22 protein-coding genes and 1 tRNA gene are annotated in these 24,072 nt (G+C 65.6%); 7 read left to right on the top strand and 16 right to left on the bottom strand.

Features of this window, described 5'->3' with window-relative positions; genetic code table 11:
• Position 1: 1 nt before the first annotated feature.
• Positions 2 to 751 (bottom strand): sulfite exporter TauE/SafE family protein, encoded by a 750-nt coding sequence (locus JNUCC0626_RS32405; RefSeq protein WP_394614560.1) that lies wholly within the window; start codon positions 749 to 751, stop codon positions 2 to 4.
• Between the two features lie 118 nt (positions 752 to 869).
• Positions 870 to 3,341 (bottom strand): SdrD B-like domain-containing protein, encoded by a 2,472-nt coding sequence (locus tag JNUCC0626_RS32410; RefSeq protein WP_394614561.1) that lies wholly within the window; start codon positions 3,339 to 3,341, stop codon positions 870 to 872.
• A gap of 146 nt (positions 3,342 to 3,487) precedes the next feature.
• Here JNUCC0626_RS32410 and JNUCC0626_RS32415 point away from each other — a divergent pair, with 146 nt between their 5' ends.
• The 3 genes from JNUCC0626_RS32415 to JNUCC0626_RS32425 all read left to right on the top strand — a co-directional run bounded on the left by JNUCC0626_RS32415 (position 3,488) and on the right by JNUCC0626_RS32425 (position 5,198).
• Positions 3,488 to 3,919, top strand: a complete 432-nt coding sequence (locus JNUCC0626_RS32415; protein WP_394614562.1) for a helix-turn-helix transcriptional regulator — start codon at positions 3,488 to 3,490, stop codon at positions 3,917 to 3,919.
• A 10-nt stretch (positions 3,920 to 3,929) separates the two neighbouring features.
• Positions 3,930 to 4,349: a VOC family protein gene (locus JNUCC0626_RS32420; protein ID WP_394614563.1), complete on the top strand. Its 420-nt coding sequence runs from the start codon at positions 3,930 to 3,932 to the stop codon at positions 4,347 to 4,349.
• Between the two features lie 141 nt (positions 4,350 to 4,490).
• Positions 4,491 to 5,198, top strand: coding sequence for a class I SAM-dependent methyltransferase (locus tag JNUCC0626_RS32425; RefSeq protein ID WP_394614564.1), 708 nt, complete (start codon positions 4,491 to 4,493; stop codon positions 5,196 to 5,198).
• A 52-nt stretch (positions 5,199 to 5,250) separates the two neighbouring features.
• Here JNUCC0626_RS32425 and ypfJ read toward each other — a convergent pair whose 3' ends face one another.
• The 4 genes from ypfJ to JNUCC0626_RS32445 form a co-directional block, all read right to left on the bottom strand.
• The gene (gene ypfJ / locus JNUCC0626_RS32430; protein WP_394614565.1) at positions 5,251 to 6,147 is read right to left on the bottom strand and encodes a KPN_02809 family neutral zinc metallopeptidase; all 897 of its coding nucleotides are present in this window, start codon (positions 6,145 to 6,147) and stop codon (positions 5,251 to 5,253) included.
• Between the two features lie 571 nt (positions 6,148 to 6,718).
• Complete coding sequence (locus JNUCC0626_RS32435; protein WP_394614566.1) at positions 6,719 to 7,510, bottom strand: hypothetical protein; 792 nt, start codon at positions 7,508 to 7,510, stop codon at positions 6,719 to 6,721.
• Positions 7,511 to 7,567: 57 nt separating this feature from the next.
• Positions 7,568 to 8,131 (bottom strand): hypothetical protein, encoded by a 564-nt coding sequence (locus JNUCC0626_RS32440; RefSeq protein ID WP_394614567.1) that lies wholly within the window; start codon positions 8,129 to 8,131, stop codon positions 7,568 to 7,570.
• A gap of 100 nt (positions 8,132 to 8,231) precedes the next feature.
• On the bottom strand, positions 8,232 to 9,947 hold the full coding sequence (locus JNUCC0626_RS32445; RefSeq protein ID WP_394614568.1) for a bifunctional metallophosphatase/5'-nucleotidase: 1,716 nt from the start codon (positions 9,945 to 9,947) through the stop codon (positions 8,232 to 8,234).
• 164 nt (positions 9,948 to 10,111) lie between these two features.
• Here JNUCC0626_RS32445 and JNUCC0626_RS32450 point away from each other — a divergent pair, with 164 nt between their 5' ends.
• Positions 10,112 to 10,543, top strand: a complete 432-nt coding sequence (locus JNUCC0626_RS32450) for a MarR family winged helix-turn-helix transcriptional regulator (protein WP_394622144.1) — start codon at positions 10,112 to 10,114, stop codon at positions 10,541 to 10,543.
• A 30-nt stretch (positions 10,544 to 10,573) separates the two neighbouring features.
• Positions 10,574 to 10,658: transfer RNA gene (locus tag JNUCC0626_RS32455), tRNA-Ser, on the top strand.
• A gap of 76 nt (positions 10,659 to 10,734) precedes the next feature.
• Here JNUCC0626_RS32455 and JNUCC0626_RS32460 read toward each other — a convergent pair.
• The 8 genes from JNUCC0626_RS32460 to JNUCC0626_RS32495 all read right to left on the bottom strand — a co-directional run bounded on the left by JNUCC0626_RS32460 (position 10,735) and on the right by JNUCC0626_RS32495 (position 17,338).
• Positions 10,735 to 12,012, bottom strand: coding sequence for a tyrosine-type recombinase/integrase (locus tag JNUCC0626_RS32460; protein ID WP_394614569.1), 1,278 nt, complete (start codon positions 12,010 to 12,012; stop codon positions 10,735 to 10,737).
• Positions 12,012 to 12,191, bottom strand: a complete 180-nt coding sequence (locus JNUCC0626_RS32465; protein WP_394614570.1) for a helix-turn-helix domain-containing protein — start codon at positions 12,189 to 12,191, stop codon at positions 12,012 to 12,014. The genes JNUCC0626_RS32460 and JNUCC0626_RS32465 overlap by 1 nt, the downstream gene beginning before the upstream one ends.
• A gap of 18 nt (positions 12,192 to 12,209) precedes the next feature.
• On the bottom strand, positions 12,210 to 13,820 hold the full coding sequence (locus JNUCC0626_RS32470) for a replication initiator (protein ID WP_394614571.1): 1,611 nt from the start codon (positions 13,818 to 13,820) through the stop codon (positions 12,210 to 12,212).
• Entirely contained in the window at positions 13,817 to 15,277 is a 1,461-nt protein-coding gene (locus tag JNUCC0626_RS32475) for an FtsK/SpoIIIE domain-containing protein (protein WP_394614572.1), read from the bottom strand. The genes JNUCC0626_RS32470 and JNUCC0626_RS32475 overlap by 4 nt, the downstream gene beginning before the upstream one ends.
• Positions 15,274 to 15,552, bottom strand: coding sequence for a hypothetical protein (locus JNUCC0626_RS32480; protein WP_394614573.1), 279 nt, complete (start codon positions 15,550 to 15,552; stop codon positions 15,274 to 15,276). Before JNUCC0626_RS32480 ends, JNUCC0626_RS32475 begins: the two co-directional genes overlap by 4 nt.
• 346 nt (positions 15,553 to 15,898) lie before the next feature.
• Positions 15,899 to 16,318, bottom strand: a complete 420-nt coding sequence (locus JNUCC0626_RS32485) for a hypothetical protein (RefSeq protein ID WP_394614574.1) — start codon at positions 16,316 to 16,318, stop codon at positions 15,899 to 15,901.
• Positions 16,315 to 16,593: a hypothetical protein gene (locus JNUCC0626_RS32490; protein ID WP_394614575.1), complete on the bottom strand. Its 279-nt coding sequence runs from the start codon at positions 16,591 to 16,593 to the stop codon at positions 16,315 to 16,317. The genes JNUCC0626_RS32485 and JNUCC0626_RS32490 overlap by 4 nt, the downstream gene beginning before the upstream one ends.
• 268 nt (positions 16,594 to 16,861) lie before the next feature.
• The gene (locus tag JNUCC0626_RS32495; RefSeq protein ID WP_394614576.1) at positions 16,862 to 17,338 is read right to left on the bottom strand and encodes a hypothetical protein; all 477 of its coding nucleotides are present in this window, start codon (positions 17,336 to 17,338) and stop codon (positions 16,862 to 16,864) included.
• Between the two features lie 237 nt (positions 17,339 to 17,575).
• Here JNUCC0626_RS32495 and JNUCC0626_RS32500 point away from each other — a divergent pair, with 237 nt between their 5' ends.
• Both JNUCC0626_RS32500 and JNUCC0626_RS32505 read left to right on the top strand, forming a co-directional pair.
• On the top strand, positions 17,576 to 18,418 hold the full coding sequence (locus JNUCC0626_RS32500; RefSeq protein ID WP_394614577.1) for a GntR family transcriptional regulator: 843 nt from the start codon (positions 17,576 to 17,578) through the stop codon (positions 18,416 to 18,418).
• Positions 18,415 to 19,110, top strand: a complete 696-nt coding sequence (locus JNUCC0626_RS32505; RefSeq protein WP_394614578.1) for an HAD family hydrolase — start codon at positions 18,415 to 18,417, stop codon at positions 19,108 to 19,110. Before JNUCC0626_RS32500 ends, JNUCC0626_RS32505 begins: the two co-directional genes overlap by 4 nt.
• Here JNUCC0626_RS32505 and JNUCC0626_RS32510 read toward each other — a convergent pair.
• The gene (locus JNUCC0626_RS32510; protein WP_394614579.1) at positions 19,105 to 21,819 is read right to left on the bottom strand and encodes a restriction endonuclease; all 2,715 of its coding nucleotides are present in this window, start codon (positions 21,817 to 21,819) and stop codon (positions 19,105 to 19,107) included. The genes JNUCC0626_RS32505 and JNUCC0626_RS32510 overlap by 6 nt on opposite strands.
• A gap of 728 nt (positions 21,820 to 22,547) precedes the next feature.
• The gene (locus tag JNUCC0626_RS32515; RefSeq protein WP_394614580.1) at positions 22,548 to 24,059 is read right to left on the bottom strand and encodes a M28 family metallopeptidase; all 1,512 of its coding nucleotides are present in this window, start codon (positions 24,057 to 24,059) and stop codon (positions 22,548 to 22,550) included.
• Positions 24,060 to 24,072: the final 13 nt, after the last annotated feature.

Below are 24,072 nucleotides of genomic sequence, written 5' to 3' on the forward strand. Positions count from 1 at the left end.
ACTACTTGGTGAGCAGCTGAACGATCGCCGCGACTCCCACCACCACGATGACGCCGCGCAACACGGCGGGTGGGAGTTTGCGGCCGATCTTCGCGCCGATCTGGCCGCCGACCACGGACCCGACGGCCAGCAGCAGCACGACCAGCCACGCCACGTCGGCGATGAAGATGAACATGACGCCGGCGACGAGGTTCACGAACGCCGTCAGCACGTTCTTCAGCGCGTTCATCCGCTGCAGGTGCTCGCTGACCAGCACGCCCATGATGCCCATGACCAGCACGCCCTGGGCCGCGCCGAAGTAGCCGCCGTAGATGCCGGCGGCGAAGACGCCGAACCACAGCAGCACGCCGCCATCGTTGTCGTTGCGGCGGTGGGAGAGCTTGCGGTTGAGCCACGGCTGGATGACCACGAGCACCAGCGCGATCACGATCAACACGGGGACGATCGCGGTGAACGCCTTGTCCGGCAGCGTGACCAGCAGAATCGCGCCGATGACGCCACCGAGGATCGAGGCGGGCAGCAGCCGTTTGATCCGGTCGCCCTGGCCCTTGAGCTCCTCGCGGTACCCCCACGCGCCGGACAGCGAGCCCGGCACCAGGCCGAGGCTGTTCGACACGTTCGCGACGACGGGCGGGTAACCGACGGCGAGCAGCACGGGGAACGTCACGAGCGTGCCGCTGCCGACCACGGTGTTGATGCCGCCTGCGAACACACCCGCGATGACCACCGCGATTGCTTCCCAGACCGTCATGACACCCCCAGATACCCGATGGTTCGCGACGCTAACACTTGACTCGCGACCACGAACTGTGGCGCTCATGACAACAGGCCCGGCACTCAGAGTGAGCACCGGGCCTGTGTTTCTCGGGTCAGGTTCGGCGGCGGCCCGCCACTCGGGCGCCGACGCCGAACGCGACGAGCAGCACGGCGACGAGGCCGAGGCCGAGCACGCTCGCACCCGTCCTGGCGAGCGCCTCGCGCACGGGTTGGTCGTCGTCGCCGGGTGGCTGGTTCGGCTGGGTCGGCGGCGGACCGGGCACGACCCAGAGCGAGGCGGGCATCTCCTGTCCGGACGCGACCCACACGTGCGCGAACTCGTCCTTCGCGATCTTCCACGGGCCGTCGACCCACAGCCAGTACTCGCCGGGCAGCACCCCTTCGAACCGCACGGTGCCGGACTGGTCGGAGACGGTCTCGGCGACGACGCCGCCGTACTCGCGGTCGGTCATCAGCCGCACGCGGGTGTTCGGGATCGCCTCACCGGGCTCGAGCCAGAAGTTGTCGTTGAGGTCGTGCGCGAGCACTCCCTTGAGGCTTCCGGTCCCGCCGGCGATGGACGCCCAGTCGTAGCCCGTCACGCCGTCGTCGTTCGACTCGGGCCACTGCGAGAACTCGCAGTTCAGGGTGACGCGGCTAAGCACGCGCGCGCCTTCGGGCACCTTCTCGGTGACGGTGAGCGTCTTCGTCTCGCGCGGGGCGAGGTCCACGCCCGTGTCGCGTAGGTCGCCCCAGCTGTCGATCATCGGCCTGCTGCCGAACTCGTCGTCCTTGCCCGCCGGGTTGCAGTAGGCCTGGACGCCGCGCACCGGGTGGTCGACCTTGTTGGTGAGGGTGATCGTGATCTTGGCTTCCTCGCCGATGGCGTAGGAGGCCTTGTCCAGAACCGCCGTCACCGCGAGCTTCTCGTTGAACGGACGCTCGGCGCGGGCGACGAGTTCGAGCGGCGGACCCGGCCGGACCCGGTGCATCGGGCTGTCGGTCTGGTAGCGCACGAGCCAGCCGCCGGCCAGCGTGTAGCCGATCAGGTAGAGGCCGGAGGGGACGTCGCGGAACTCGTAGCGGCCGTCGGCGTCGGTCGTGGTCCGGAAGTAGCCGTACGGAGAGCCGCCGTTGGCCTCGACCACCGCGTTCGCGGCGGCCTCACCGGGATCCAGCTGCCCGTTGGAGTTGCGGTCGGTGTAGACGACGCCGGTGATGGCGCCCGCGGTCTGCACGACCTCGGCCCCGGCGGTGACCTCCACCTGCGCCGGCATGCCGACGTACTCGGCCCACGCCAGCAGGTCGATCCTGCTGTCGGCGATCTCGCCCGTGAAGGTCAGCGAGAGGGACTTCCCCGCCGGGATCCGGGTGCCGGGACCGAACGTGCCCAGGTCGTACCACTGCCGCGTGTCGTCGAAGAGGCCCGCGAAGTTGCGGAACACCTTGACCCGCTCGGCGGTCTGGCCACCGGTGTTCGTGATGGTCAGGTCCACGCGCACGGTCTCGTGCGACTCGTAGCGCGGCTTGTCGAGCTTCATCGTCGCGGTCAGCGCGGCGGGCGCCCCGGGTTTGAGGAACCTGGTGCCGCCACTACCCGGGACGACCACCCGTTGCTGGCTGTCGTCGGTGAACCCCCACGAACCGAGCGGCACGGCCTGGTACTCACCATCCTTCAGGCCACCGAACTCGATCTTGCCCTCGGCGTCGCTGGTGCGTTCGGTGATCCGGGAACCGTCCTTCGGGTTGAGCAGCACCACTTTCACGCCGCTCACCGCCTCGGAGGAGTCGATGATCTGGTCGGCGTCGCGGTCCTCGCCGAGGAGCATGCGGTAGCCGAGCCCGCCGGTCACCTTCGCCTCGACGACAGTCGTCGCACGGTCCTTGTTCTCCGCGATGTGCGGCGCGTAGCCGACCTCGAGGCGGAGGAAACCGTCCGGAAGGGCGTTCTCCGGAATCGGCTCGTCGACTGTGAACGTGACCTGCGCGCCGGGATCGAGCGCCAGGCCGGTGGGCCTGGCAGGGCCTCGCCAGTCACCGCTGCCGCAGAAGGTGCTCACGTGGCTCACGCGGTCGCAGGTCGACTCGATGCCTTCGATCCTGCGCTTGCTGACGTTGGCCAGGGTCACCGTGACCTTCATCGACGCCGGGAACTCGTAGCCGGCGCGGTCGAGCTTCGTGGTGAGCTTCAACTGCTCCGAGTACGGACGTTCCGCGCGTGCGATCACCTGCGCGGTCTTGCCCGGCTCGACCGCGATGGTGTCCTCGTACGCCGTGCGGTTGTGCACGACCCAGCCGTCGGCCAGTTCGTACGAGGTCCAGTACGAACCGGCGGGCAGGTCCGCGAAGGCGAACCTGCCATCGCCGTCAGTCGTCGTCGAGAAGTTCGTGGGGCCGTTCTCGCCGCTGAGGGACACCTTGGCGCCCTTGATCTCCTCGCCCGCGTCCTGCCTGCCGTTCTCGTCGCGATCGGCGTAGAGGACCCCGGCGATGCTGTCCACCTTCGGCGGGTCGTCCTGCGCCAGGGCGGGCGTCGTGCCGAACGCGAGCAGGGCGACGGTCGCGAGCACACCGATCTTGAGCACGCGGCGGAACCTACCGCAAGCCGCTGACCTGGCGAAAGCTCTTTGGAAATGCTCAAAATCCCGGCAGAAACCGGTTCCTGGGCGAGGCAACCGAACGGGCCGCTCGAGCGTGAGCAACGCGGGGACCCGTCTGCCTTCGGGGTGGCATGCTGGTGTTCGTGACGCCCGACGACCTCGCGCACCTGCGCCGGGCACGTGACCTGATGGACCGCGAGTTCGCGCGGCCGTTGGACGTGCCGGCGATGGCGCGGGCCGCGTTGATGTCGCCGTCGCACTTCGCCCGGCAGTTCCGCGCCGCCTACGGCGAGACGCCGTACGGGTATCTGATGACGCGGCGGATCGAGCGGGCGAAGGCGTTGCTGCGGTTGGGGAAGATGTCGGTGACCGAGGTGTGCGTCGAGGTCGGCTGCACGTCGCTCGGGTCGTTCTCGGCGCGGTTCACCGAGTTGGTCGGGGAGACGCCGTCGGCCTACCGGGCGCGGTCGCACGAGGCGCTGGCCGGGGTGCCCGGATGCCAGTTGAAGGGGCTGACGCGACCGAGCAGGTTTCGAGAAGCGACGGGCTCAGCGCGTACCTAGGGTTTCGGCCATGAAGCTCTCGCACACGTTCCTCTTCGTCCACGACCAGGAAATCGCGTTGAAGTTCTACCGCGACGTCCTCGGGCTCGAGGTGCGCACGGACGCCACCATCGAGAACGGCTACCGGTGGCTCACCGTCGGTCCCCCCGAGCAGCCGGAGGTTGAGATCGGGCTGGCGCTGATCGGTCCGCCCGTGCCGCCGACCGACCACGAGGCGCTGCACGCGTTGCTGGCCAAGGGATCGCTGCAGGGGATCATCTTCACCCACGACGACGTGGACGCGAAGTTCGAGCAGGTCCGCGCGGCCGGGGCCGAGGTGATGCAGGAGCCGGTCGACCAGTACTACGGCGTCCGCGACTGCGCGTTCCGCGACCCGTCCGGCAACATGGTCCGCTTCTCGTCGACGCACCGAAATCCGTTTCCCGGATAGGACGCCGCTGTGCTTCAGTAGTGCTTCAAGGCGGTTACACAGACAAGGTCGATGCCATGGCAGCCCCGGGACACACCGGGTGCTTCAGCCGTACCCGGTGACTCTCGCGCACTGATTCTCGCGATCACCAGGAGCATCACCTTGAGTTGGTACACCTCGTTCTTCACCGATCTCGCCAACAGGTTCTGGCGTGGCGCCGTCCAGCCGGAGCAGACCTCGGCCGAGATCGACTTCATCACCTCGTTCAGCGCCGGTCCGCGGGTGCTGGACGTGCCGTGCGGCAGCGGCAGGCACAGCATCGAGCTGTCTCGCCGTGGCTACACGACTGTCGGTGTCGACATCTCCTCCGAAGCCATCGCGCACGCCCGTGCGTCGGCTCCGGAGCTCGACTGGCGGCAGGGCGACCTCGCGTCGCTCGGCTCGTTCGGCGTGACCGCCGACCTGGCCCTGTGCCTGGGCAACAGCTTCGGGTACCTCGATCACGAGGGCTCGCAGCGGTTCCTCGGCGACCTGGCCGTCGCCGCGCCCGTGCTGGTGATCGACTACGGCTGCACGGCCGAGTCGTTGCTGCCGAACCTGCCAGGTGAGTTGCGGATGTCGTTCGGCGGCGTCGACTGCGTCGCCGTGAACACCTACGACATCGCGACCGGGCGGCTGCTGATCGACTTCACGTTCACCGACGGGGAGCGCGTGCAGGAGTCGACCTGCGTGCAGCACGTCTACTCGGTCGCCGAGCTGACCCGGATGCTGAACGCGGCCGGGTTCTCGTCGGTCGAGCTGTTCGGCGACGTCGACGGCAGCGCGTTCCGGCTGGGCAGCCACCGGTTGCTCGCCGTGGCACGTCGTTGAGATCGAGCGGCCCGCCTCTCCCCTTCTCGGGAGGCGGGCCGCTCGTCCTTCGTCAGCCCAGGTTGTTCGTGTCGAACGTGTTGCAGCGGGCCGGGTCGCCGCTCTGCAGGCCGAGCGTGAACCACTTCTGCCGCTGCTCCGAGCTGCCGTGGCTGAACTTGGTCGTGTCGACCCTGCCGCCGCCGAGTTCGCGCTGGATGAAGTCGTCACCGATGCGGGCGGCCGCGTCGAGGGCCGCGTTCACGTCGTCCTGGGTGATGTTCGAGATCAGCGGCTGGCCGTTGGCGGACGGCACGGTCGTCGCCGCCTTGCCCCAGGCACCCGCGTAGCAGTCGGCCTGGAGTTCCAGGCGCACGCCGTCGGAGGTCGGGCCGGTGCCGGGACGGACGCGGTCCGAGGTGCCGAGCAGGTTCTGCACGTGGTGGCCGTACTCGTGGGCGAGCACGTAGGCCTCGACGAACGGGCCGCCGGTCGCGCCGAACTTGGTGCGCAGCTCGTTGAAGAAGTCCAGGTCGATGTACACCTGGGAGTCCGCAGGGCAGTAGAACGGGCCGACCGCCGAGGTCGCGTTGCCGCAGCGGGTGTTCACGCTGTTGCGGAAGAAGTTGGTCTTGGTGACCTGGTAGGTGTTGCCCGAGCGGGCGAACTGGTCGGTCCAGAAGGACTGGATCGAGTTGATCGTGGCGACGACCCGGCAGTCGCTGTCGCGGTTCGCGTCCGCGCCCGTCTTGCACTTCTCCACCAGCTGGCTCGACTCGACCTGGGTGTTGTTGCCCAGGCCCTCCAGCCCGCCCGCGGGCAGCTGGATTCCGGTGAACTGCTGGAACAGGAAGTAGATGATGAGGCCGACCACGCCGAGACCGCCGCCGACACCGGCGACCCGGCCACCGACGCCGCGTTGGTCCGAAACCTGCGAAAGGTCGAGTTCCGCGCCTTCGTTGAACTGCACCGCGTGCCTCCATGCCAAGGACCCGTAGGCGGCACACGATAAAGCACAAAAGACGCCCAGGTGCGGGACCCGACGTCGGGGCACCGCACCTGGGCTTTCCCATTTGGTTGTGACGACTACGGCCCACGAAGGTTGGCGTGGCGCTCAGCCGGTGACGCCTCGAGACGACACCCATGCCGAGCTCAACAGCGTCGAAGTGCGCCGAGCGACGCCAGATGGCGCCTGGGCACCCGAAACCTCGTGTCCGCCGCTACACAGTCGCGACCGGACCGGTCACGTCCGATCCACTCGCGGGGATGCGACAGACCGCGTTTCGCCACAGCGAGGAGATACCTGCACAGCACCACCTACCCCTTCTGGGCGTGGCCACCGGGCGGCTAGTTCATTCACCTGCCGGTTGCCAGCTCGTTATCGACTATGCGCTTGATCGCCACATTTCACAACACCTCACAGCAAACCTGAATTGGTGAAGTCGGACGGGTGACCTGCGGAGATCGACAGTGCAGACAGCAATCGCCCGGCGAGAAAATATCTCGCCGGGCGATTGTGAGGAAATATCGGAAATTGTTGATCAGGCGTTGGTGCTGCGACGTGCGCCGCGACGTGCCATGACGCCCGCGGTCATCAGGCCGAGGCCGAGCAGCAGGAACTCCAGCGGGTCCGCGCCCGTCTTCGACAGGGTCGGGACGACGGCGGCGGCGTGCTCGGAGGCCTTGTTGCCGGTCTGCGGGAGGCCGGCGCCCGAGTCGTCGCCGGTGGTGCCGCTGCCGGAGTTGTCGTTGTTGTTGCCGCCGCCGGGGTTGCCGGTGCCCGGGTTCTGGCCGGGGGTCTCCCCGCCGGGGTTCTGGCCCGGGTTCTCGCCGGGGTTCTGACCGGGGTTCTCTCCCGGGTTCTCGCCGGGGTTCTCGCCGGGCTGCTCCGGGTTCTCGCCCGGCTGCTCGGGGGTCTCGGTCTTGCCGCAGTCGCCGGTCGCGGTGCCGAGCACGCCCGCGGCCGTGCCGCAGACCGTGAGCGGGGCCTCGACGGTGCCGTTGGCCTGCTCCGGCTTGGTGTCGCCACAGCTGCCCGCGCCGCCGCCGGCGACGCCGACCGAGTTGCCGCAGACCGTGACGGGCGCGGAGACCAGCGCCTTGTCGGCCTGGAGGCGTTCGGCGGGCTTGGTGTCGCAGGTCGCGTCGCTGTGGCCGAGGACGTTGATCGCGTTGCCGCAGACCTTGACCGGGACGCTCACGAGGTTGCCGACGCGGACCTCGTCGTCGATGTTGAGCGGCACCGGAACGGCCTGGGCCCAGCCTGCGGTCGCGACCATCAGGCCACCGGTGAGCAGGGCTGCGGACATGGTGCGGTTGAGGTTCTTGCGCATGACTTCTGGTTCTCCCTGAGTTGACTGATCCCTTCCGGCTCTGGCGGCTCGGCGGGGTCAGTCAGGGGAGAACGTCGGCTTGTTCGGGCGGACGGCGTGCGGCACGTCGTCGTGCTCGGTGTTCGTGAGCTGTGCTGTGGTGGTGGGCGGCCTTGTTGCGGTCGGCAGCGTTCCCACCGGGGTCTGGTTGCTCGTGCTGCTGCCCGCGCCGCTCTGCGGGAGCGTGCCGGAGACCGGCTGCTCTGCCTGCTGGGGCTGCGGGACGGGTGTGGGTTCGTGCTGTGCCTGTGTCTGTGTCGTCGTGGGTGACGTCGGCGCTTCGTGCTGCTGTTGGGGCGCTTCGGCGTGCACGACGGGTGCTGCGGGCTGCTGCGGTGCGGGCTGGGGTGTCGGCTCGGGAGCCGGATCGACGCGCGGGTCCGGCCTGGTGACGGGCGGGACCGGGGTCTCCGGCTGCGCGATCTCGACCTTCAGCGCGATCTCGACGACGGGGAGTTTCACCTCGACCTCGAGCTGGTCGATCTCGACGCGCACGTCGGCGTTGGCCTGGCCGGCGTCGCCCAGCAGCCAGGCGCCGGTCACCAGACCGGCGAGCAGCAGGAGCCGACGCAACCACGACATCGGCCCTCACCCTAGATCAAATGGAGCAGTCCCGACATCCGAAAAAGGCCATCCCGGCGACTTCGCGTCGCCGGGATGGCCTTTCAGCTGCGGTCTGCGGTTACGGCAGCTGCGTGATGCGGTCGAGCGCGGGAGCCGCCTGGCCGGGGTGGGCCGTCAGGTACGCGGAGAACGCGTCCAGGTCGATGCCACCGCCGGTGATGTTGGTGCCCTTGGTGAACTCGCTGAAGCCGTCACCACCGCCCTGCAGGAAGCTGTTGATCGTGACGCGGTAGCTGGCGTTCGGGTCGAGCGGCACGCCGTTGAGCGTGACGTTGGAGACCTTGGAGCCGAACGGCGCCGACTGCGACCAGCTGTACTTCAGGCCGGCGGACGGCTGGAGCACGAAGGTCCTGGCCGCCGAGAACTGCTGCTCCAGCACGGTCTTGATGTTCGCGCCGGTCAGCGTGACCGTCTGCAGGATGTTGCCGAACGGCTGGACAGTGAACGCCTCGCCGTACGTCGCGACGCCGTTGCCCTCGTTCTCCGGGGAGGTGGCGAACGTGAGGTCGGCGCGCACGCCACCGGGGTTCATGAGCGCGAGCACCGCGCCGTTGCCCGTGGTCCCGGCGAGCTGCGAGTCGGCGATCAGGTTGCCCAGCGCCGACTCACCGGCGGGGTTCTGCGCGCGGAGGATGTCGGAGCTGATCGTGCCGACCGGCCGGTTCGCGATGGGGCGGACCTTGGTCTTGGCCGTGTCGACCAGTGCCTGGATCTGCGGGTCCGGCGTGACCGTGCGGGTGACGATCTTGTTGTCGGCCTTGGTCTCGCTGCGCACGACGTCGCGCGTCCGGCGGTCGATCTTGAGGTCGACGACGCTCAGCTCACGACCGAAGGCCAGGCCCTCGATGAACGGCCGCGGGTTGCCCGCCGGGTCCTTGACCACGCAGTTGTAGTGCTGGTGGCTGTGGCCGGAGAAGACCGCGTCGATCTTGGGGCTGACCTGCGTGGCGATGACGCTGCCGGGGTTGTTGGGGGCGACGTTGCACGCGTTGGGGCCGCCACCGGGCGACGTGACCTGGTCACCCTGGTGCACGAGCAGCACGATCGACTTCACGCCGATGGCGTCGAGGAGGTTGGCGTACTTGTTGGCCGCCTTGACCTCGTCACCGAACTTGAGCTCCTTGATGCCGTTCGGGTCGACCAGGATCGGCACGTCCTTGAGCGGCATGCCGATGAAGCCGATCGGGATCCCGTCCCGCATCTCGATCCAGAACGGCGGCAGAGCCGGCAGCCCGTACTTGGCGTCCGTGACGTTCGCACCGAGGATCGGGAAGTTCGCGCCCTTGTACTTGTCGCTGAACTGGCACCCGTCCACCGGGTGGCAGCCGCCGCGCTGCATGCGCAGCAGCTCCTTGTAGCCCTCGTCGAACTCGTGGTTGCCCGCCGCGGTCGTGTCCATGCCGACCTTGTTGAGCACCTCGATCGTCGGCTCGTCGTGGAACAGCGCCGACACGATCGGGCTCGCGCCGATCAGGTCGCCCTGGCCGACGATGACCGAGTTCTTGACCTCCTTCTGGAGGTTCTTGATGTGCGTTGCGTTGAAGGCGGCACCGCCGGCGTCGACGGTCGTGCCGTCGGCCAGCACGACGCGCCCGGACGACCCGGTGGGCGGCTCGATGTTGCCGTGGAGGTCGTTGATGCCGATCAGGCGCACGTCAACCGTGCCCCGACCGCGCAGTGACTGGACATCGGCCTGGGCAGGCCCGGTAGCGCTGATGACAGTGGCCGCGGCGGCGGTGATCGCCAGAACGGAAAGCCGTCTGAACGAACTCATGGGTAGAGCCTCTCGAAGGCGTGGTTAACGCGCGTGTACGGCGTCGGAGTCTGCCTTTTTGCCGCCGCGTTTTCCAGAGGATCGACAGGATCGTCATCTCGCCGTCTAGCCTTGTTGCCGTGACACCAAGTGAGCAGGAGCCGCACTGGCTCGACGAGGGCGAGATGCGCGCGTGGCGCACCTACGTGAACGGTTCCTCGATGCTCATGGACCGCCTGCACCGCGAACTGCAGGACGCCCACGGAGTGTCACTGGCCGACTACGAGATCCTGGTTCGGCTGTCCGAGCAGCCCAACAACTGCATGCGCATGACGCAGCTGGCCGAGGACGTCGCCTCGTCCAAGTCGCGCGTCTCGCACCAGGTCGCCCGGATGGAGAAGGCCGGGCTGGTGTCGCGCCGCGAGTGCACCGAGGACGGGCGCGGGGTGCTGGCCGAGCTGACCGCGGCCGGGTTGGCGCAGCTGGTCGCCGCTGCTCCTACGCATCTTCGCGGGGTGCGGGCGCACATCGTGGACCTGATCTCGCCTGAGGAGGGTGAGGTGCTGGCCAAGGTGTTCGACCGGGTCATGACACACCTTCGGGATGCCAACGGCTAGGCTTTGAGCTTGGCGCTTCTGGGCGCCGTTGGAAGCGTGGCAGAGCGGCCGAATGCACCCGCCTTGAAAGCGGGAGACGGGCAACCGTCCGGGGGTTCAAATCCCTCCGCTTCCGCAGTTCAGAGGGGTGGTGAAGGCCGTCGGGAGGCCTTCACCACCCCTCTGGTGTAGCAACGGGTGTAGCAACGCCCTCAGCCCAATTCGTCCGTGAGCCGTTTCAGGGCCTCCCGCTTGTCCTCAAGGGAGACAGCCGCGTAAATCGTCATCGTCACTTCAATGTTCGAGTGGCCGACGATGTCCCGAACGATGTGCGGCGGAACGCCGAGCCGGAGCAGCAGCGTCACGCAGGAATGCCGGATGTCGTGGAAGCGCACCTCATCGAGGCCGGCACGCTTCCGGATCGGGTACCAGCTCGACCGGAGGTAGGTCGGATCGATCGGCCCGCCGAGGATCGTCGCGAAGATCAGCCCTGACTCTTCCCACTTGTCCCCCGCAGCCTCCGCTTCGTCGTCCTGGAGGTCCCAGTGATCGACGAGTGCCCAGGCAACGAGCAGCGGCAACGGCATGACCCGCTCTGACCGATCCGTCTTCGGCGGGACGAACACGAGCTTGGTCCCGACCCGCTGAAGCGTCTGACGGATCTGCAACGTCGGGGCGTACTGCTCCGCGCAGTCTTCGCAGAAGTCGTCCGTGTGCTCAGCGCAGGGCTCGTCCCACCCGTCCCAATCGATGTCCCTCCACCTCAGGCCGAGCAATTCGCCGCGCCGCATTCCGAGGTAGAGCGCCAGCACGTACAGCGCCTTCAATCGGTCGTTCTCCGCCGCCTTGAGTAGCGTCTTTGCCTGATCAGCGGTCAGACCTCGGTTGACGTCATACCGAGGCGACTTGACCTGAACGAGCCGGGCGACATTCCTCGGAATGACCTCCTCCCTCACCGCGTGGGCCAACGCATTCCGCAGAACCGCGTGAATCTGCTGAATGGTCCGGTCGGAAAGAACCGTCTTGCAGCACTTCCCCTTGGCGCAGCAACGCCGGGCATCCTTCGGCCGGTTGGCATCGATCTTCTCAGCGCAGCACCGGCAGTCGTTTCGAAGCCGCGTGATGAACGTCCGGACGTCCTGCGCCGACAATCGGTGGAGCTTCTTCGTCCCGAGGTTGGGCACCAGGTGTCGCCGCACGACCACGCCGTACCCCTCGACCGTCCGAGGCCTCTTCGTCGCGGCCACAGTGGACAGCCAGTACTTGAGGTAGCTCTCCAGCGTCCACGTCTCCGCAGCTACCGGGATGCCAGCATCGGAGTCCGCGATCTTCTTCCGGAGCTTCTTCCAGGCCTCCGACTCCGTGGTTGCCGAAACAGTGACGCGCTTCCGGTGCCCGGTCGTGGTGAGCACGTAGGCCGCACCGACCCACAGCCCGTCCTTGCGCTGGTAGACCGAGCCCTCTCCGTTGGACCGCTTGCCGCCCGCCATCACGCAGCCTCCGCGATCAGCCGGGACAGGTAGTCGTGCACGGACCGCGCAGGAACCCGACGGCTCCCACCGATCTTGATCGAGGTCAACTCCCCTGCCCTGATCAAGTCGAACACCTTGGTCCGACCCACCCGAAGGGCACGAGCGACTTCCTCCACTCGGTACGCCATGTCGTCCATCTCTTCCCCCTTGGTTGATCAGGCTGCTGTTGCCGAAAGATCTGGCGGTTGCGCCGCGAGCAGCGCGCGGTCGTACTCGGCCTTCCAGGTCACGCGTTGGGCAATGGCGTGCATGAGCAGGTGCGCCCGTGGCGGCACGTTCGGATCACCGGGCCGGACCTTGTGCCAGACGAGCCGAGTCGGGTCCTTCTCCGGCTTCTCGATCCCCACGGCCTTGAGCGCCTGGAGGACGAAGTGCTTCCGGTCCGCCTTGTGGTCCGCGAGCGTCTTCCCCGACCACTTGCGAGACACCAGAACCCGCCGCCCCGGCAGCCCGAGCGTGGCCCTGCGGTGGGCCCGCCCCTTGCACCGACCAGGACTCATGCGCGAGTTCGCTCCGCGAGGCTGTACGCCGTACAGGAGCCAGTTCGCGCAGCGGTCCGAGCAGGGCGTGACGGCCAACTCGTCGGCCAGGCGGTCCGCGTGCCGGCGTTGGCGTTCGCTGTCCTGCTCAACCACCTCGCCGATGGACTTCGTGAGGTACTTCGTCAGGTAGCCGATGTGCCGCCCAGCTTCCTCAGAGCCGCCGAGGATGCCCTTGGAATGCACCTGACGCCCGAACTTCGCGACGTGCGCAGGTTCCTCGACCTCCGCGTCTTCCCAGGTGGTCAAGGCCTTTCGGGTATCCGGGTCGATGAACGCCTTGGCGTCGAAGTCCCAGACCGGCAGCCTGTCCACGTAGACACGTTCGTCGTGGTTGGGCCACCACACCTGGTGATAGGTAGCGGCCGTGACCAGGCGAATCAGCTTGTGAGGGATCGAACCGCGGAGCGCTGCGTGCAAGTGCGGAGCAGCGCGTTTCTGGGGCTCGACCGTGGCGAAGTACTGGACGTCCCAACCAGCCACGCGCCGCAGGTTCTGCCACCACCGGTCAACGAGGCTTGCGAAGTGGACCGCATCCCTCGCCGCACGGCGGTAGTCGTACGTGTCCGGGTCAACGGGCGTGCCGTCGTCGCGCACCTTGCCGTAGGTGTCGAGGGTGAGCGTGACGAACATCGAAGGACGGAAGGCTCCCGCGAACTCCCGTCCAACCGTCCGCTTCTCAACCCTCCGCCGAGGCAGGTCCGGCGCATCCTGCCGACGCTTCGTCGAGCGCTTCACAGGCCGCTTGCCGGGATCGTCCGGCGAGGGCAGGCGACCACGGACGCCGAGTTGCCGAAGTTCTTCGTCGACGCTGTGGATCTCCTCCCGCAGCTCGTCAGCCTCAGCCGAGTCGCCTTCCTCTTTGAAGGCCTTGAAGAGATCAGCGCGGTACTCCAGCAGCTCCGTCTGGTCCTTTGTGGCCGGTTCTGGGGTGAAGTCGGGCTCCACCTCCATGTGCCAGCCCTCGCGACACTGAGCCATCCGCAGTGCCTTGGCCTTCCTCGCACAGGGCGCGCAAACGCTCTGGACCGTCGAGCCACACGGGACCGCGACGTAGCGAACTTCGTAGGACTCGTGGTCTTCAACTTCCATCGTGAACGGCCGGACGCACACCCCGTGCTGCTCAGCGGCAGCCTTGGTGACGTCGAGCGCGGCGGGCTGCCTCATCCGTTCCGCGCGGGTCTGACCTGCGACATCGCCGGGAAACGTGGTGACGTTCGTGCTCATGCTGCCCTCCGCTCGCTGCTTGCCGGGAAGTCGTGAACGGTGGCCGGGGCGAAGTAGACGCCCAGCTCGACCAGGTCCGCGTCCGTGACGTGGAAGGCCCGCGCCCTCTCCGGTTCGCGCTGCCCGTCCTCCTTGAGCCACGCGACACCAGGCGTGCTCTCGCTGATCTCATGAGCAGCCGCGCCACGTTGCCGAACGCCATCGCCCAGCACCATGTCCACCTGAATCGGCTCGTCCAGGCGCAGCGCCACCCGAGTGGTGAACAGGTGCCGGAAGCTCACGACCTCCTTGCGCGGGTCCTGCACCAGCGCCACTGTGGCCACACCAGGAGCACGTCCCTGCGAGCTGATCGTCTGGACAGCACGGCCAGCGCGTTCCCGGAGCTGCTTGTCCTGCTGGTAAGCCACCAGGTCCGCCAGCTCGTCGACCACCAGGACCGTGAACGGCTCACCAGCGTTGCGAGTCCACAGCCGCCGAACGCCCCGGTACCTCGAAGCGCGAGCCTTGACCTCCGACGCGATCTCTTCCAGCAGTTCCACGGCTTCCGGCCCGTTGTCGTAGACGACCTTGTCGAAGGCGTCCGGACACTGGCCGAGTTCCATCCCGCCCTTGGGATCGATACCGACGAGACGCACCAGGCCGGCGCGAATCGCAGGGGCGAGCTGCCAGACGATCGACCAGAGCACCGAGCCCTTGCCCGCGCCAGGCACACCGACGACGAGGATCTGAGAGCCGAGCAGCTTCAACCGCCACGGCTTACCGGTCTCCGTTCGCCCAACGACCAGCTTCTTCAGATCGACGTCCGCAGAATCCCCGAGCGGCGGAACTGCCACGGGCCGAGCCAGAGGATCAGCGTGGATGAAGTCGAGCTCAAGCAGCCGAGGCTTCAAGACCCGCACCCGGCAGGACCGAGCGTTGAAGGAGTGCGCCAGGTTGTCCCGACGTGCTTCCCATTGCTCTGGAGACTGCGCCGGGATCATCCGCACCCGGACCTTGTCCCGCCAGCCCTCAGCCCGGACGCGCCGCAGCTCAGGCCGGTACTCCTTGCCGCGATGTTCCTTGGCCAGGTCCGCCAGCCTCACGACCGTCCGCCATTTCGGCACGTAGACCGTTGCCCGCCGCCACTCAGTGAGGACGCGGTACCAGCAGTGCCGCAGAAACGACCGCTGGTGAAGCCCAAACCAGACCAGCAGCCCTGCAACGAGCGTGAGCAGTGCCAACACGAGCGGTGAGAACCCGAACTTCCGATAGGCAACCAGCACGACGACAGCCAGGCCGGCCGAGACCGGGTAGCGCAGCGCGACGAGCACCAGGCGGACGCCGAGCCACACCGCGAAGCCCACCAGGACGAACGGCAGCGCGATGACCTTCGCCCACCGTGGAAGCCATATCCACCAGGGAAAGCGCGGCCGAGCACCCTCGAACGGGGCCGGGTCAATCCACTTCGTCCCGCTCATGCCGCCACGTCCAAGCACGAGACGCAGCGGAACACCATGCCCATGCTCGGGATGAACCCAACGGGCCGGAACGCGCTCAACCCGTTGCCGCACAGCCGCTTGCACGTCAGGCACTCGAACCCTTCGGCCTGAGCCTGAGTGAGTTCGAGGCTGACCAACTCACCACCGTCGACCATCACCGTGTAGGTGTCCACGGCCTGCAACCGCTCCACCGTCGCGGCGAACCGATCCTGTCGACTTGACGCACCCCAGGTGCGCACCGATACCCTATGCATGACTCGAATCCCCTTGTGTCGCAACGATTTCACGGTCGTTCGAGTCGGTGTACGTCGCCGGGAACAGTCGAGGCCCGCCAAGACTTGGACTGTTTCCGCGCGACACACACCAACGCGGTTCTTCAGTTGTGGATCAGCTCTGAGCGAGCTTCTTCGCGAGCGCCCTGCACCACGAGCAGAGCGGCCGTCTCTCCGTCTTGCGGAACCACCCGCCACCCATGCAGCGCGAGCAGTTCCGGTACTCCATCCGAACCCGACCCGTCACCGGGTGCTTCGCGATCAGGTTCAGGCGATACATCAACCGAGCCAGCAGGCGAGGCCTCACCGGCACCACCGCCTCACGCGGCTAGATGTACGGAAGCCCGCAGCAGCACCGGCCACAGTCACACCGGCAGGCGTCGAGGAGCGGACCGAACCCCAATGCCTTGCGCACCGACAGCCCGAGCGGCACCGCCAGGCCGTGCAGCACCTCGAAGTTCGCCCGGATCAGCCACCGCGACGACCGCAGCCCGTCCGGCGAGACCCAGTACGGCCACGGCCCGTCATCGTCAGACCAGAACGGCACCCGCTGAACCATCCCGCAGTGCCTCAACCGCGACATCCGCCTGTAGATAGCCCAAGGCGATTGCCGAAAGAACTCGGCCAGCTTCTGCACGGTCCACAAGCGCCACGGATTGTCGAGCAGCGCAACCAGCATCAGCTGAACCGGCACGTCGTCTGCGAACTCGTCGAGCACCAGTTCAGGCGCCTGGGGGTCGTCCATCATGTCGGGCCTCGCTCCGCCATCAGGTCCGGCATGTTGCCGATCCAGCCAGCACCCTTGCCGGGTTCGAGCACCGCAGCCAACAAGCCGGCGTGCTGCGACAGCGACCGCAGAAACGCCGCCAACTGCTTCCGACCGTCAGGCCCGTCCGGCACGTGTATAGCGATCAACGACGGATCGAGGTTCAGCCGCAGGCAATGACCCGCCGTGTCCGTGTCGGGCCACGCCACGATGTCCGCAGACGCGTCAGGACCAGGCGCGATCATGAGCTTCAACATCACGACTCCTCCCCAGAACGGGACTGTTCAAGCCGCGCGCGACGCTCGAACTCCTCAGCGGCGATGGAGCAGGCGTGACGAGCCCAAAGCGGCACCGCCAGATCAGCGGCCAAGATCCGCCACGCCTCCGCCACCGCGGAGTAGCCCAGAGCCAGACGAAGAAGTGCCTGCTTGTCCCCCGTACGGGACGCCGCAAACAATGCCGCCGTCTGCTCCGCATACGCGGTGTTCCACCGGGCGACCGCCTCACGGGACGGCCGCGCCACTGTTAGGCCGCCGACTTCTGGTCGGTCTGCCCCTGCTGACCCGCAGGCTTGTTCTCACGCTTGGCCGGAGTCCCGACCTGAGGCGAGGCGATACCGGTCGCCCGAATCGTGAAGCCCTGGTACTTGAACCGGTCCCCCATGACGCGCGGCTCGACCGTCAGCCCCTCGAACGCGACCGGCCGCACCTCAACGCCGGGCATGATCTGCACGGCCTGAGGCGGGACGGGCTGGACGTCCGCGAGCACGGTGATCGTGACCGAGGCGTCCCGCTCCTTCTCCGCCGACGGGTCGGTGACGACGACCTTCCACTGCCGCTTGCCGGACCGCTCGTCCACCTTCTGCTTGGCCTGCTTGCCGCGTGCCTTGTCCTCGTTGCTCATGTACTCCATGTCCGGAGCGACCACGCCGACCATCAGCGCGCCCTGCGGAAAGACCTGGTCAAACGACGCCTCGAAGCGAGTGCCGTACGGAACCGCCATGACTGCAACCTCCCTAGCCCTGCTAGGCCGCCTGTACGACCTAGACAAGTCACAAGCTAGCTAGGTTGTCTAGCCAGGTCAAGCAGGTCGTCGTTTTTGCAGGTGAGCTAGCTTCCTAGGCGGGCTAGACAAGTCGTCCTATGCTGATCTGGAGTGTGCTAGTACACCGACAGGTGTTCGCGCACTAGAACGCCAGTCACAGAGACCTCCCTGTGGCTCGAAGATCGAGAGGACGCCATGGCACTGGACCCGGACGACCCGCGCCCGCCATACGTGCAGGTAGCGAATGCTCTGCGGGCCGCCATCCTGACCAAGGTCTTCAAGGCCGGCGACAAGCTACCTTCGCGCGCCGAACTGGCGAAGAAGTACGAGGTTGCGCCGATGACGGTGCAGAACGCACTGCGCGAGCTGCGCGACGAAGGACTGATCGTCTCTCGACAAGGCAGCGGTGTCTTCGTTCGCGAGCGCACCGAGCGTCCAGTGGGGCTTCGCCCGCATATTGAGCGAGCGTTCGAGGCTGAGCGCGTCTCTATAGACTTCGCCGGCTTCTCCGGCGAGACCCTGCAAGGCGTCATGCAGGAGCCGCTGGACAAGATCCGAATCGGCCGACTGACGCCCGCCTCGATCAACATCCGCATGCTCGTCCCAGACACGTCTCAGCCGTGGGCGATCCCGTGCCAGGTCGAGGACTTGCAGGACAGCCCAGGCTTCCGCAAGCGCATGGACGAGATCATGCGTCGCCACACACTCGCCATCGTCGACAACGTCCAGGAACTCGGAGACCTTGGCCTGGTCAAGGACGTCTCCGTCGAGATCAAGGTCCACCGGGCCGCACCGCTGTTCAAGCTCTACCTGCTCAACAACGAGGAAGCGTTCTTCGGCTTCTACCCAGTCCGCGAGCACGTGATCCGTTTCGATGGAGAGCCGAAGCCGATCTACGACCTGGTGGGTAAGGAAGCCATCCTCTTCCATCACAGCGTTACCGATGACGACACCAGCACCGGCAGTCAGTACGTTGAACAAGCCCGTATGTGGTTCGACTCTATGTGGAACACCGTTTCGGGGGAGTACAAACGGTGAGCCAAGACGCCGTCAGCATTGACAATCGTCACGCCTTGCGTCGAGTCCTTGATCACGCAGAAGCTCTTCTACTGGACTTCGACGGTCCTGTTTGCTCGGTTTTCGCTGGCTACCCGGCGCCTGATGTGGCAGATCAGTTGCGCGAGGTGCTAGCAGAAGTCGGTCATGAGGAGCTGCCGGAGGAGCTGCGAAAGACTGCCGATCCTTTCGACATCTTTGCGTATGCCGCGCTTCTTGGGGCCGATGAGGCTCGATACGTCGAATCCGCGTTGCGGGCGCACGAGGTCGAAGCGATTGAAACCTCCGAACCCACCAGCGGTGCCCACGAACTCATCCGCCATTGGAGCCTTTCAGGGCGCAGACTGGCGATCGTGAGCAACAATTCAATGGCAGCAATAGAGAGCTATCTTCATTTGCATGGGTTGCGCCCATCAGTGGCAACCCTATCTGCCCGCGCCTCATCGGATCCGACTGATCTGAAACCTTCGCCACACCTCATCGATAGGGCCCTTAGCAGCCTGGACATAGATCCGTCCCAGGGTGTCTTTGTGGGCGACTCGCCCAGTGACATGATCGCTGGACGCGCGGCGAATGTTGTCTCAGTCGGCTATGCCAACAAGCCAGGCAAGGCAAAGTTGCTATCAGCCGCAGGTGCCCACGCTATTGCCACCAGCATGTCATTCTTCTTATAGAACCTTAACGTTCTTCTTCGACTTACCGGCGAGGTAACGCGCCCATCCACGGAGATACCGGCCTGAAGTATTAACGCCGGTATCGGTCCACTCGCCCCCCATCATTTCGTTGACCAAGGTTCCCACAGCAACAGCATCGATCTTCGGATCTTCTTTGATCGCGGAAAGGCCAGCATTAAACCCTGCATGGGTACAGAGTTGGCTCTCAAGTTTGCCTCGGTCTACCTCACCGTCTTCTCCTAGCACTGCCTTGCTAATAATGACCAATCCATCTTGATCTACCGTGACAGCTCCCACAAGTCGCAGCTCAGAGAAGGCGCGCTTCTGCTTCTTCGTGAGATCTGCGAAGCCTGTAGGCTTGCTAGTGGCAGATTCAATAAGTTCAACAACTGGGCCAGCCGGAATCGCAGGGAACACGATGTTCTCAGACTTCTTATAATACCGGCGCGCACGAACTCGTCTTTCGATAGCTACTCCATCTTCGGGTAGCTGGAGGCTCTGGCTGTCGAAGCTGGCCAAGCCTGCGTAGTCAAACCAGGAGCAAAATACACGCGTGTAGACGTCCCATGTCTTCTCCGTGACGTCAACGGCTGGGAATGCGCTCGGAAGTTGTCGCGCGAGAGCCGTGACCGTCACCCTGCCACTGTTTCGCTCAGCGAGCTTCTGGAACAGTGAGTAAGCTTTGTGGCGACGCAACGCGTTTCCTACGCGCGCGTAAATCGCGGCTTCCCGGTCGGGTGCATCCATTATCTCGCTGGCCAATTTGACTCTGTTAGGCGCATAGCTAAGACATCCCATGAGACGCAGCTCGCGAGAGAGGTTATAAACCGTGTTCTCACTGGTATTCAACAGTGCCGCTATCTCAAGGACTGCTAGATCGCCGCTGTCTACGAGGAGAGGATCGAGCAGGCGCCAGACCGAGGCCGGGGTTTGTCGCATAATATACGAATCCTCAATCGGCACGGAGCCAGTGTTGAGGAAGTCGCGAAAAATATCCCAGTAGGTGTCCAGCTGTTCGCCGACCTGAATGATAAGCCGACGATCAATTAGCGAGTTTACAACAGCTGCTGGCACTCGTTCCATTACCTCTGAAGCTGGCACGGGCGCGTATCTAGCGATGCTCTTTAGGGCTTCCGTCTGACTGGGGTCAAGTTGCGCTAGATCGGCATCGAACAGATTGCGGATATTCAGTGCTTCGCCGACAAGGGTGGCCTGGTCAATACCGCCCTTGATTTCGCTGATTATGTGACCCGCGAACTTCTTTAGCAGCCACGGCAAGCCTTGAGAGTACTCACGCAGTCTCGATCGAAGGTCAGGGTGAAGCTTCTCCCCGACCGCCTTTTCAAGGCGCCTCAGAAGAGTGTCTACCTCTTTTGCTCCAAGAGGCTGCAAGTTGATCACGTGGGCAGCGGAGCGAATCTCATCACGAAGCTGGTATGGGTGGTCCTCAGTCCATCCGACGAGATCCGTCTTCCAAGCAAAGCCGATGATTATCGGTGCTTCCGTCTCACCCAACGCAAGGGCGAGATTGCGGAAGCTTCGGGTCGTTTCAGCATCACGGAACACGTTCTCAAACTGGTCAAAGAAGATCAGAAGGGAAGCGCCATCTCTCGCCCAAGTGGACTGACTAAGGGTGACAAGAGAGCTTCCAATGCTTGCATATGAAGCGTCCTCGGGAAGCTTGCATAGGCCGACTGACTGCGCCTTCAACGCAGCTTTCCTAAGGGCGGCCGTGACGAAGCTTGGCGCGCTGGCAGTTCGAGAGTCAATGACTACCGCGGCACCCCCTGCTCCCTCCACTTCCTGCTTAAGTCGCAAAGCAACAGAACTCTTACCCCAGCCAGACTGTGCATTGAGAACGAGTACGCCGCGCCTTTGTCCAAGAACTTCCGAAAAGGACCTCACCAATCCGCTTCGTCCAATGAAATACTTAGGCGAAGCGGGTAGTTGGTACTCAAAGTCGCTGCCCGACCCGCGTACTTCTACGACAAGATCGTCCTCAACGCTGACGACCCGCAGAGTGGTACGTGCGGCTGCACGTGCATCAGTTACCGGCAGCTCGTCTGCATACGAAGACGACGCAAGGAGCGCAACGACCGTATCCGGTACGTTTCCATCACTCGCCCAGACTTCAACCGCATCAGCCTTGCGTGTCTGTTTGTCCAGGTGTTTGTGACAAGCGTATACACCGTCGGACGTTATTACTATTGCTGTGTCTGAGCTGAGAGTTTCCCCGTTGGGGTAGTCGCAGACTATCCCAAGTTCCTTGGCGATGTCGTGAACGGCAGTCGCATCGAGGTAAGTAAACGAATCATCCTGACTCGATATTTCTTCTGATTTTTCAACGCCGTCGGCCGTGAAGCGAGGGAGCGCAAAGAAGAAGCCGTGCGCCTTGGGTAGCTTGAATCGCTCGACCACGAGTTTGCCATAAAACGAGGTCAACGCCTGAGCGTTGACTGCGCTCGAGTACGCTTTGCATTCTGCTATCGCAGTACTCTTGGTCAGTTTATGCATTGCAACGACATCCAACTCAACGCCGTCGGAATTGACGTTGAGGTTTCGCGTGGTGGGGTCTTCGTAGCCGTACCTAGCGAGGACCTTGGCTACAAAGGCCTCGAACAAGTGACCCTTAGCGTTGTTCACTGCCTGAACGGTGTCACCAGCAGCGAGCACCAAAACCTGCGGATCGCTGACCACCACGCGCTTCATGGCGAAGAACAGTAGCCCGCGTAGCCTGGTACGTGCCGAAATTAGCTCTATCGGATCAAGGCGCGCCGCCGTCGGCGGCGCGCACGGGGCCTGTCACGTCGGCACCGGCTCCCCATCCATCCCGGCACGCCGGGCTCCCGCTTCGCTCCGCCCGTCGGCCGTGCGGCGCGGCCGGCATCCCAGCCACGGCAGCGCGCCACCGACGGCGACGCGCAGGAGCTCCCAGCACCCAGGCGTCAGGACGATCGCGCGATCCAAGACCTGACCGAGCCGGGCACGGCGATCGACGCCCGCCAACGCTCCGCGTCATCGGCCACTGGACATGCCAAAGCCGCCCCACCGAGGACCAGCGGGACGGGACAGCCACCAGGTACGACACCAGGACGAGGTGTAGCTACGGGTGTAGCAACGGTCCGGGACGGGTTGGGACGGGACAGCACCCCTGACCAGGCAACACCGACAACTGCGGACTAACCCGAACAAGCCTGGACAGCCAGATGCAGCCTTGAAAGCGGGAGACGGGCAACCGTCCGGGGGTTCAAATCCCTCCGCTTCCGCAACAAAGAGGTTGTGCGGGCCGTCCGGCGGCCCGTGGAACCGTTCACTCCGCCCATTCACGGCGCCTATCGCAGAGACGCCGAACCACCGTTCACGAGCTTCGCCACGTCGCCTGAAACAGAACGGCGGCGGTGCCCGAGTGGGCACCGCCGCCGGTGTTCAGAGGGAAATTACGACGTGGCTGCGTGCGAGTGGTCGTCCGCCGAAGCCGACTTCATCAGCGTGGCCGACTTGCGAACCTCCGCGCGCTTCTGACGCGGCGGCACGCCGTTGACGTCCTCCGTCGAGACGCCGTAGGCCGCGGTCACGAACGCCATGGCGCCCGCGTTGCGGCCCAGGGCCACTCGGTCGATGTTGCCGAGGTTGTCGCACTTGGCGTGGTAGCAGGGGTCGTAGGCGACGCCTGCGGTGCCGCCCCACTTGGCTGCCTGGGCCGGGGTCTTGATGCCTTCGGCGCCGGTGAAGAGGCCGCCTGCCGGGATGCCCTGCGCGATGAACTCGCCGTAGTCGGAGCGGCCCGAGAAGTCCGTGCCTTCGGTCGGGACGCCCTTGGCGGCGAAGTAGTCGGCGAACGCCTTTTCGATCTGGGCCGAGCCGTAGGGGCCCGCGCCGGCGCCGACGGCGTCAGAGTCGTCGCCGTCGTAGATGAAGTAGGCGGCGTTCGGGGAGCCGACCATGTCGAAGTTCAGGTAGAGGGCGATGTCGAGCTGCTGCTCGAAGGTCAGGGAGCGGACCCATTCCTCGGAGCCGATGAGGCCGCGCTCTTCGGCACCCCACCAGGCGAAGCGGACGGCGTTGTCGACCTTCGGCTTGGAGCCGAGCTGCAGGGCCGTTTCCAGCAGGGCCGCGGAGCCTGAGCCGTTGTCGTTGATGCCCGCGCCCAGCTCGACGCTGTCGAGGTGGCTGCCGGCCATGACGACGTTGTTCTTGCGGCCCGTGCGGGTTTCGGCGATGACGTTGCGCTGGCTGACGGTCTCGGTGTGGAAGCGCATGTCCACGGTGACCGAGGCGCCCGCCTTGCCGGCGAGGGTGGTGCCGTCGGCCTGGGAGATGCCGCCGGTCGGGATCTTGCCGGGGTTGGTGAGCGTGACGTCCTTCAGCGGGCCCGCGGTGTTGTTCGAGACGAGGACGCCGATGGCGCCCGCGTTGAAGGCGTTGAGGTGCTTCTGCTCGAACGTGCAGCCGCCGCGGCGGATCAGGGCGATGGAGCCGGTGAAGTTCTGGCCGGCGAAGTCGGTTTCCTCGCAGCCCGTGGTGGCGTCCTCCGGGACGACGCGCAGCGTGCCGGTGATGCCGCCGACCGGGGTCTGCGGCGACTCGATCATCACGATCGCCTGGTAGTTCACGCCGTCGACGCGGGCGGTCTCGGCGTCGTTGACCGGGACGTCGAAGTTGAACTTCGGTGTGGTGACGATGAAGCCCGCGTCGCGCAGCTTGCCCGCGACGTAGTCGACGCTCGCGTCGTAGCCCGGCGTGAGGGCCGCGCGGTTGCCACCGTTGCGGTCGGCGAGGCGCTGGAACGCGATGAGGTGCCGGTTGACGTTTTCTACGGTCACCTTCTTCGCGAGCTTCTTCGCGAGAGCGGGACCTGCCGGCTCAGCGGCGGCGGACGCCGTGGCGGTAGGGGCAGCGACTAGTGCCGAGATGGCAAGCACAGCCGCCAGCTTGGATCTGCCGGACATGAACGTTCCCCTT

It is taken from the genome of Lentzea sp. JNUCC 0626 (genome assembly GCF_043632865.1).
Classification (GTDB): domain Bacteria; phylum Actinomycetota; class Actinomycetes; order Mycobacteriales; family Pseudonocardiaceae; genus Lentzea.

Excerpts from the sequence above, each read along its gene's own strand:
- JNUCC0626_RS32405 (WP_394614560.1), bottom strand. The coding sequence starts at position 751 with ATGACGGTCTGGGAAGCAATCGCGGTGGTCATCGCGGGTGTGTTCGCA.
- JNUCC0626_RS32415 (WP_394614562.1), top strand. The coding sequence starts at position 3,488 with ATGCTGGTGTTCGTGACGCCCGACGACCTCGCGCACCTGCGCCGGGCA.
- JNUCC0626_RS32420 (WP_394614563.1), top strand. The coding sequence starts at position 3,930 with ATGAAGCTCTCGCACACGTTCCTCTTCGTCCACGACCAGGAAATCGCG.
- JNUCC0626_RS32435 (WP_394614566.1), bottom strand. The coding sequence starts at position 7,510 with ATGCGCAAGAACCTCAACCGCACCATGTCCGCAGCCCTGCTCACCGGT.
- JNUCC0626_RS32440 (WP_394614567.1), bottom strand. The coding sequence starts at position 8,131 with ATGTCGTGGTTGCGTCGGCTCCTGCTGCTCGCCGGTCTGGTGACCGGC.
- JNUCC0626_RS32445 (WP_394614568.1), bottom strand. The coding sequence starts at position 9,947 with ATGAGTTCGTTCAGACGGCTTTCCGTTCTGGCGATCACCGCCGCCGCG.
- JNUCC0626_RS32450 (WP_394622144.1), top strand. The coding sequence starts at position 10,112 with ATGCGCGCGTGGCGCACCTACGTGAACGGTTCCTCGATGCTCATGGAC.
- JNUCC0626_RS32460 (WP_394614569.1), bottom strand. The coding sequence starts at position 12,012 with ATGGCGGGCGGCAAGCGGTCCAACGGAGAGGGCTCGGTCTACCAGCGC.
- JNUCC0626_RS32465 (WP_394614570.1), bottom strand. The coding sequence starts at position 12,191 with ATGGACGACATGGCGTACCGAGTGGAGGAAGTCGCTCGTGCCCTTCGG.
- JNUCC0626_RS32470 (WP_394614571.1), bottom strand. The coding sequence starts at position 13,820 with ATGAGCACGAACGTCACCACGTTTCCCGGCGATGTCGCAGGTCAGACC.
- JNUCC0626_RS32475 (WP_394614572.1), bottom strand. The coding sequence starts at position 15,277 with ATGAGCGGGACGAAGTGGATTGACCCGGCCCCGTTCGAGGGTGCTCGG.
- JNUCC0626_RS32480 (WP_394614573.1), bottom strand. The coding sequence starts at position 15,552 with ATGCATAGGGTATCGGTGCGCACCTGGGGTGCGTCAAGTCGACAGGAT.
- JNUCC0626_RS32485 (WP_394614574.1), bottom strand. The coding sequence starts at position 16,318 with ATGATGGACGACCCCCAGGCGCCTGAACTGGTGCTCGACGAGTTCGCA.
- JNUCC0626_RS32490 (WP_394614575.1), bottom strand. The coding sequence starts at position 16,593 with ATGTTGAAGCTCATGATCGCGCCTGGTCCTGACGCGTCTGCGGACATC.
- JNUCC0626_RS32495 (WP_394614576.1), bottom strand. The coding sequence starts at position 17,338 with ATGGCGGTTCCGTACGGCACTCGCTTCGAGGCGTCGTTTGACCAGGTC.
- JNUCC0626_RS32500 (WP_394614577.1), top strand. The coding sequence starts at position 17,576 with ATGGCACTGGACCCGGACGACCCGCGCCCGCCATACGTGCAGGTAGCG.
- JNUCC0626_RS32510 (WP_394614579.1), bottom strand. The coding sequence starts at position 21,819 with ATGAAGCGCGTGGTGGTCAGCGATCCGCAGGTTTTGGTGCTCGCTGCT.
- JNUCC0626_RS32515 (WP_394614580.1), bottom strand. The coding sequence starts at position 24,059 with ATGTCCGGCAGATCCAAGCTGGCGGCTGTGCTTGCCATCTCGGCACTA.